The organism is Dietzia sp. B44 (genome assembly GCF_014145245.1).
In the GTDB taxonomy this organism is placed as follows: Bacteria; Actinomycetota; Actinomycetes; order Mycobacteriales; family Mycobacteriaceae; genus Dietzia; species Dietzia natronolimnaea.
In genome coordinates, this window is record NZ_JAALEF010000299.1 from 2,168 (window position 1) to 10,207 (window position 8,040).

Consider the following 8,040-nt stretch of genomic DNA (forward strand, 5'->3'; position numbering starts at 1 on the left):
CTCGTCCCCGGCGGACTCCCGTTCACAGAGGTCACATTCGCCGGTGGGCGCTCCGACGAGACGCTCGTCGCCTACCGCGAGCGACTGGGCACGGTGGTGTCGTCGTCCGACCGCGGCGACGGGGTCACGGCGGTCTTCGACGCCGACCACCTCGACCGACCCCTCCCGCAGGGTAGTACCGCGGCGGTGGCGGTCGCGGAGGCGCTCTGCCGGGACCTCGCCGCCGCCCGCCGGACCCGCGGGCCGGTGAGCAGCCGTGTGCGCGTGGAGATCACCGGGCGGCTCCCCCAGGGGGCGGCCATGTCCTCGGTGGCCGCCGCGCTGGGGCTGAGTTCCCGGACACTGCGTCGACGACTGGCAGACGAGGGCACCTCGTACCAGCGCCTGCTGGACGACGTCCGGGTCGAGTTGGCGGAGCGGATGCTGGCCACCGGCCTGCTCTCGGTCGAGGACGTGGCGATTCGCCTGGGATACGCCGAGGCGTCGAGCTTCATCCACGCGTTCCGGCGTCTCACCGGCACCACCCCGCACCAGGCCTCCGTCGCCTCGCGGGCTCGGACGTCGGCGCCGCCGCGGGCCTGATGTGCCGGGTGATACCCGGACGTGGGATGATCGGCGGCGTGCTGAAGTGGACCACCGCCGGAGAATCGCATGGCCAGGCCCTAGTGACGATCGTCGAGGGCGTCATCGCGGGGGTCGAGGTGACGAGCGACCAGATCGCCTCGCAGCTCGCCCGCCGCCGCCTGGGCTACGGCCGTGGCGCCCGGATGAAGTTCGAGGCCGATGCGGTGAGGGTGCTGGCGGGCGTCCGGCACGGTCGCACCATGGGTTCGCCCATCGCGATCGAGGTCGGGAACACCGAGTGGCCCAAGTGGGAGCAGATCATGTCGGCGGATCCCGTCGACCCCGACGCGATCGAGGACAAGGCCCGCGCGGCCACGCTCACCCGACCGCGCCCGGGCCACGCCGACTTCGCGGGGATGCTGAAATACGACTTCGACGACGCCCGAATGGTCCTGGAGCGCGCGAGCGCCCGCGAGACCGCTGCCAGGGTCGCAGCGGGAACCGTCGCCCGGGCGCTGCTGCGCGAGGTCCTGGGCGTCGAGGTGCTCTCCCACGTGATCTCCATCGGCGCCTCGGAGCCCTACGTCGGGACCGAGCCCACGTTCGCCGATTTGCCGGCCATCGACGAGAGCCCCGTGCGCGCGTTCGACTCCGCGAGCGGGGATCTGATGATCGCCGAGATCGAGGCGGCCAAGAAGGCAGGCGACACGCTCGGAGGCGTGGTCGAGGTGGTGGTCCACGGTCTGCCCATCGGACTCGGTTCGCACGTGTCCGGAGAGGAGCGCCTCGACGCGCAGCTGGCGGGAGCCCTCATGGGGATCCAGGCGATCAAGGGTGTCGAGGTCGGCGACGGGTTCGAGACCGCCCGTCGACGGGGCGGTGTGGCCCACGACGAGATGGTGCGCGGAGCGGACGGCGTGGGACGTCGGAGTAACCGTGCGGGTGGACTCGAAGGGGGGATGACCAACGGTCAGGCCCTCCGGGTCCGCGCCGCCATGAAGCCCATCTCGACGGTCCCTCGTGCCCTGAGCACCGTCGACATGTCCGACGGTTCCGGCGCCACCGCCATCCACCAGCGCTCCGACGTGTGCGCGGTCCCCGCGGCCGGCGTGGTCGCGGAATCCATGGTCGCGCTGGTCCTGGCCCGGTCCGTCCTGCAGAAGTTCGGCGGGGACTCGGTGTCGGAGACCCGGCGCAACGTGCAGGGCTACCTCGACGCCGTGGCGGCGAGACTGGACTGGGACTCGGATCCGGCATGAGCGATCCGGCACGGCCGGTCGCCGTCCTGGTGGGTCCGCCGGGTGCCGGCAAGACGACCATCGGGCGCAAGCTCGCCCGGAGGCTCGACGTGCCGTTCCGCGACGCCGATCAGATGATCGAGGAGTCCGAGGGGCGGTCGATCCCCGAGATCTTCGCCGACGACGGTGAACCCGCGTTCCGGGCGATCGAGGAGAAGGTCGTGGGGCAGGCGCTCGAGTCCTTCGCCGGGGTCCTTTCACTGGGGGGCGGGGCGGTGCTCTCGGCCACCACCCGCGCACGGCTCCGCGGACACCGCGTGATCCATCTGACGATCGGGGTGGCCGAAGGTGTCCGTCGATCGCGCGGTCCCGGCCGCCCTCTCCTCGCGGGCGGGGACGTGACGGCGCGTTACCAGGCGTTGCTGACCGAGCGGTCGCCGCTCTACCGGGAGGTGGCGTGGTCGACCGTGAGCACGGAACGCCGGAGTTCGGGCAAGGTGGTGACGGAGATCGTCGACAGGCTCGAGTCCGGTGACCCGCACGCCCGGGGTACATGGGACCGACCGTGAGTCCGGCGAGAGACGGGGTACGAGCGTGAGTTGTCGAGCGAAGAGCGGGAGTCCATCATGAACCGAGACCGGAACGACACCGACCCCGTGGTGGTGGACGTGCGGTCCGCCGATCCGTACCCGGTGGTGATCGGCCGCGGGTTGCTTCCGGAGATCCTGGAGGCGTGTTCGGGATCGCGCAACCTGGCGATCTTCCACCAGCCGCCGTTGACCCAGACCGCCGAGGCCCTGCGTGAGCAGCTCGCCGAGGCCGGCGTCAACGCGCACCGCGTGGAGATCCCCGACGCCGAAGCCGGCAAGGACCTCGCCGTGGCCGGCTACTGCTGGGACGTGCTCGGCAAGATCGGGCTGGGCCGCAAGGACACCGTGGTGAGCCTGGGCGGCGGGGCGGCGACAGACCTGGCCGGCTTCGTGGCCGCCACCTGGATGCGCGGGGTCCGCGTGGTCCACATCCCCACCACCTTGCTCGCCATGGTCGACGCCGCCGTGGGGGGCAAGACCGGGATCAACACCGACGCGGGCAAGAACCTCGTGGGCAGTTTCCACGAGCCGGCCGCCGTCTTCGTCGACACCGCGACACTCGAGTCGGTTCCGCGCAACGAGCTGATCTCCGGGATGGCGGAGGTGGTCAAGTGCGGCTTCATCGCGGACCCGGTGATCCTGGATCTCATCGAGGCCGACCCGCAGGCCGCGCTAGACCCGACCGGGGAGACGATCGTCGAGCTCATCCGGCGGAGCGTCCAGGTCAAGGCCGACGTGGTGGGCCGGGACCTCAGGGAGTCCGGTCCCCGGGAGAACCTCAACTACGGACACACCCTCGGCCACGCGGTCGAGCGGCGTGAGCAGTACCGCTGGCGGCACGGGGCGGCCGTGAGCGTGGGGATGTGCTTCGTGGCCGAGCTGGCCCGCCTGGCCGGTCGTCTGGACGACGCGACGGCCGACCGTCACGCGTCGATCCTGTCCTCTCTCGGCCTACCCACCGGATACCACGACGACGCGTTCCCGCGGTTGCTCGAGCTGATGGCGGGGGACAAGAAGAACCACTCCGGCTTCCTCCGGTTGGTGGTCCTCGACGGACTGGCCCGGCCGGCGCGCATGGAGGCCCCCGACCCGTCCCTGATGACGGCGGCCTACGCCGCGATCTCCGAGGGGAACAAGCCCAGCGGCGGCGGGGTCCTGCTGTGAACGACCGCCTGGCGGCCCGTCGACGTGCGGTCGCCTCCGCGACCGCCGAGGCGGGAGCCGGTGCGCTCCTGGTCACCGACCCACGGAACATCGCCTACCTCACCGGGTTCCGCGGATCCGGTGGGGCCGTCCTCGTGGAGGACGACGGCGAGGCGGTCCTGTGCACGGACTCGCGGTACGAGCTCCAGGTTGTCGAGCAGGCCCCTGATGTCGGGCACGTGATCTCGCGGGACTACGTCGCCGGGGTGCTCGGACGTCGCCGGGGTCCCGCGGACGCCCCGCTCGCGGTGGAGGCGGACGACCTGACCCTGTCCGCGGCGTCCGCCCTGCGCGGTGTTCTCGAGAAGATCGGGGCCGCCGGGACACAGGTCGTCGAGACCAGCGGGCTCGTGGAGCAGGTCAGGCGGGCGAAGGACCCGGTCGAGATCGGACTCATCGAGCGTGCCTGCCGGGTCGTGGACGAGTCATGGAACCATCTGCTGGCCCACGGCCTGCTCGCCGTGAACCGCAGCGAGCGGGAGGTCGCCGCGGATCTCGAACACGCGATGCGACGGGCCGGCTCCGACGGGGTGGCGTTCGACACCATCGTCGCCTCGGGCCCCAACGGTGCGCACCCGCACCATGTCCCGGGGGACAGGCTGCTCGCCGCCGGTGATCTCGTCGTGGTGGACTTCGGAGCGACGGTGTCGGGATACGCGTCCGACTGCACCCGCACCGTCGCCCTGGGCGGCGCTGCCGACCGACTCCTCGACGCCTACGAGGTCGTCAGACGCGCCCAGCTCGCCGGGGTGGCGGCGGTCCGGGCGGGACTGGCCTGCTCGGAGCTCGACGCGGTGAGTCGGGGCATCATCGCCGACGCCGGGTTCGACGGGTACTTCGGCCACTCGCTGGGACACGGGGTGGGGTTGGACGTCCATGAAGCGCCCGCGGTGTCGAGCAGGTCCGCGAGTACACTGTCCGACGGCGATGTGATCACCATCGAGCCGGGGATCTACCTCCCCGGCCTCGGAGGGATCCGAATCGAGGACACCGTGGCCGTCACCGGCGGGGGCGGTAGGTCCCTGACCACCACGTCGACGGCGCTCAGCGTGCTCTGAGCAGCCGTCCCACAGAACATGCGCGCGGCGCCGGTCCCCCGCCGCCCGCCGACGACTCGCGAAGGAGAACGACCATGGCGTCCACCGCCGACTTCAAGAACGGCCTCGTCCTCAAGGAGGAGGGCAACCTGTGGCAGATCCAGGAGTTCCAGCACGTCAAGCCGGGTAAGGGTCCCGCCTTCGTCCGCACCAAGATCAAGAACGTGGTCTCCGGCAAGATCGTCGACAAGACCTACAACGCCGGGGTCAAGGTGGAGACCGCCACGGTGGACCGCCGCGACATGACCTTCCTCTACCGCGACGGTGAGGACTACGTCCTCATGGACGAGAAGGACTTCGAGCAGATCAACGTCTCGCCCACCGTGATGGGGGACGGTGCCCGGTTCCTCCTCGAGAACACCAGCGTCCAGGTGTCGATGCACGAGGGCGTGGCGCTCTTCGCCGAGATGCCCGTCGCCGTCGACCTGGTGGTCCAGCACACCGACCCGGGCCTGCAGGGGGACCGGTCGACCGGCGGCACCAAGCCCGCCACCCTCGAGACCGGCGCCGAGGTCCACGTGCCGCTGTTCATCAACACGGGCGACAAGCTGCGGATCGACACCCGCGACGGCCGCTACCTCAGCCGGGTGAACGCCTGACCATGGCGGATGACGCAGAACACCGGCGCCGCGGATCGAGGTTCCGGGCCCGCAAGCGCGCGGTGGCCCTGCTGTTCGAGGCGGAGCTCCGGGACGCCGACGTGGTGGCGCTCGCCGAGGAACGCCGCCGGATGGGCGAGGAGTCGCAGGAGTTCCACGACGTCGCCTCGTACACCGTGGACATCGTCACGGGCGTGGCGGAGCGGTTGGACCGTCTCGACACCATGATCGCCGAGCACCTGCGGGAATGGACGCTCGAGCGCCTCCCGGCAGTGGACCGTGCGGTGCTGCGCGCCGGGGCGTGGGAGCTGTTGTTCGGCACCGAGGACGTGGACTCGGCCATCGTGATCGACCAGTCGGTGCTGCTGGTCGCCGACCTGTCCGCCGAGAAGTCGGTGCCCTACGTCAACGCCGTCCTCGACCGCATCGCCGGGCTCGCCGAGCACATCCGGGCGGCCGAGCGCGCGGTGTCCTCGCTGGACCCGGCGCCGGCCGTAGACGTGTCGGAGGCCACCCCCGACCCGTCGGAGACCGGAACCGAGGACTGATAGAGTTCGGTCCGAAAGCTATCCCTTTAACGAGCCGTCCAGCGAGGCGGACAAGGAGGTGGTGATCGGTGAGCGCTGACGGTCCGGAGACGACCTCGGTTTCACTCTTCACGTCTGATGACGTCGCCAGGACGATATCCCGCCTGGCACACCAGATCATCGAACGCACGGCCGCGGACGCACCGGATTCGGGTCCGGTCGTCCTGCTCGGCATCCCCACCCGTGGTGTCCCGCTCGCGCACCGTCTGGCCGAGCGCATCAGGGAGTTCAGCGGAGCCGCCGTACACGCCGGTTCACTCGATGTGACCCTGTACCGCGACGACCTCGCCGGTGGCCCCCACCGCCCGATGAGCCCGACCACGGTCCCGGCCGAGGGCATCGACGGAGCGACCGTCATCCTGGTCGACGACGTCCTCTTCTCCGGGCGGACCATCCGGGCGGCATTCGACGCGCTGCGGGACCTCGGCAGGCCCGCCCGCGTCCAGCTCGCCGTCCTGGTCGACCGCGGGCACCGCGAACTCCCGATCCGCGCGGACTACGTCGGGAAGAACGTCCCCACCTCGCGCGAGGAGGGCGTCTCGGTGCGGCTCACGGAGACGGACGACGTCGACGCCGTGGTCCTCAGACGGCCGACACCGGAGGACGCCAGGTGAAGCATCTGCTCTCCGCCGCCGATCTGGACCGCGACGCGGCGCTGTCGATCCTGGACGAGGCCGGCCGTCTCAAGGAGACGCTCCTCGGGCGCGAGGTCCGCAAGCTGCCCACCCTCCGGGGCAAGACCGTCCTGACGGTGTTCTACGAGAACTCCACGCGCACGAGGGTCTCCTTCGAGACCGCCGGCAAGTGGATGAGTGCCGACGTCATCAACGTCTCCGCGAGCGCCTCCTCGGTGCAGAAGGGGGAGTCGCTGCGGGACACGGCCATGACACTGACCGCGGTCGGTGCGGACGCGCTCATCGTGCGTCATCCGGCTTCGGGGTCCGCCCTCCAGATCGCCGGCTGGGTCGCCCCCGGCGGCGTCGGGCCCTCGGTCATCAACGCCGGTGACGGCATGCACGAGCACCCGACCCAGGCGTTGCTGGACGCGATGACCATCCGCGAACGACTGGGGGAGATCGAGGGCCGCCGGGTGGTGATCGTCGGCGACATCCTGCACTCGCGGGTGGCCCGGTCGAACGCGCTGCTGCTGTCGACCCTCGGTGCCGAGGTCGTGTTGGTCGCGCCACCCACCCTGCTGCCGGTGGGGGTCGGGGACTGGCCGGTCCGGGCCTCGACCGACCTCGACGCCGAGCTGCCCGGCGCGGACGCGGTGATGATGCTGCGTGTCCAGGCCGAGCGGATGAACGGCGGGTTCTTCCCGTCCGCCCGCGAGTACGCGGTGCGGTACGGCCTGGGGCCCGCCCGTGCGTCCCGGTTGCCCGAGAACGCGGTCGTCCTGCACCCCGGACCGATGGTCCGGGGGATGGAGATCGGGTTCGACACCGCCGACGCCCCGTCGTCAGCGATTCTCCAGCAGGTCACCAACGGCGTCCACGTACGCATGTCGGTCCTGCTCCACACCCTTGTCGGAACGGAAGGAAACCCCGAGTGAGCGCCCTCGAACCCCCGACCCTGCTGCTGCGCCGGGTCCGGCCCTACGGGGAGGGCGACCCCGTCGACGTGCTCGTCAGGGACGGGCTCGTCGCCGCGATCGGACCGGACGCCGGTGAGGATCTCCCTGACGACGTCGAGACCCACGACATGGCCGGCGCCGTCCTGCTCCCCGGGTTCGTCGACCTCCACACCCACCTGCGCGAGCCCGGACGGGAGGACACCGAGACGGTGGCCACCGGGTCGGCGGCGGCGGCGCGGGGCGGGTACACCGCGGTGTTCGCCATGGCCAACACCCAGCCTCCGCAGGACAACCAGACCGTCACCGACTCCGTGTGGCGGATCGGCCGGTCCGTGGGCCTGTGCGACATCCACCCGGTGGGAGCGGTCACCGTCGGACTCAAGGGGGAACAGCTCACCGAGATGGGTCAGATGGCCTCCGGCGAGGCCCGGGTCAGGGTCTTCTCCGACGACGGCATGTGCGTCTACGACCCGTTGGTGATGCGCCGCGCCCTCGAGTACTCGGCGGGACTCGGTGTGCTGATCGCACAGCACGCGGAGGAGCCACGCCTGACCAAGGGTGCGGTGGCGCACGAGGGGCCCACGGCCGC

10 protein-coding genes are annotated in these 8,040 nt (G+C 71.0%); all 10 read left to right on the forward strand.

Annotated features, from left to right (window positions below; translation table 11 throughout):
- On the forward strand, window positions 1–582 hold a 582-nt coding region (locus tag G6017_RS10465), incomplete at its 5' end, for a helix-turn-helix transcriptional regulator (protein ID WP_182617260.1).
- A gap of 38 nt (window positions 583–620) precedes the next feature.
- Window positions 621–1,823 carry a chorismate synthase gene (gene aroC, locus G6017_RS10470; RefSeq protein WP_347237986.1) on the forward strand — a complete coding sequence of 401 codons (1,203 nt, stop codon included), beginning with the start codon at window positions 621–623 and terminating at the stop codon, window positions 1,821–1,823.
- Window positions 1,820–2,371, forward strand: coding sequence for a shikimate kinase (locus G6017_RS10475; RefSeq protein WP_182617263.1), 552 nt, complete (start codon window positions 1,820–1,822; stop codon window positions 2,369–2,371). The genes aroC and G6017_RS10475 overlap by 4 nt, the downstream gene beginning before the upstream one ends.
- 57 nt (window positions 2,372–2,428) lie before the next feature.
- Window positions 2,429–3,556 carry a 3-dehydroquinate synthase gene (gene aroB / locus G6017_RS10480; RefSeq protein WP_182617264.1) on the forward strand — a complete coding sequence of 376 codons (1,128 nt, stop codon included), beginning with the start codon at window positions 2,429–2,431 and terminating at the stop codon, window positions 3,554–3,556.
- Window positions 3,553–4,653 (forward strand): M24 family metallopeptidase, encoded by a 1,101-nt coding sequence (locus G6017_RS10485; RefSeq protein WP_179525357.1) that lies wholly within the window; start codon window positions 3,553–3,555, stop codon window positions 4,651–4,653. The genes aroB and G6017_RS10485 overlap by 4 nt, the downstream gene beginning before the upstream one ends.
- Window positions 4,654–4,727: 74 nt before the next feature.
- Window positions 4,728–5,291, forward strand: a complete 564-nt coding sequence (efp, locus tag G6017_RS10490; RefSeq protein WP_182610780.1) for an elongation factor P — start codon at window positions 4,728–4,730, stop codon at window positions 5,289–5,291.
- Window positions 5,292–5,293: 2 nt separating this feature from the next.
- Window positions 5,294–5,839 carry a transcription antitermination factor NusB gene (gene nusB, locus G6017_RS10495; protein WP_182617265.1) on the forward strand — a complete coding sequence of 182 codons (546 nt, stop codon included), beginning with the start codon at window positions 5,294–5,296 and terminating at the stop codon, window positions 5,837–5,839.
- 68 nt (window positions 5,840–5,907) lie between these two features.
- Complete coding sequence (gene pyrR, locus G6017_RS10500; protein WP_179525354.1) at window positions 5,908–6,492, forward strand: bifunctional pyr operon transcriptional regulator/uracil phosphoribosyltransferase PyrR; 585 nt, start codon at window positions 5,908–5,910, stop codon at window positions 6,490–6,492.
- Window positions 6,489–7,430, forward strand: coding sequence for an aspartate carbamoyltransferase catalytic subunit (locus tag G6017_RS10505; protein WP_182617266.1), 942 nt, complete (start codon window positions 6,489–6,491; stop codon window positions 7,428–7,430). Before pyrR ends, G6017_RS10505 begins: the two co-directional genes overlap by 4 nt.
- Window positions 7,427–8,040, forward strand: a 614-nt coding sequence (locus tag G6017_RS10510; protein ID WP_182617267.1) for an amidohydrolase family protein, incomplete at its 3' end; no start/stop codon positions are given. The genes G6017_RS10505 and G6017_RS10510, both read left to right, overlap by 4 nt.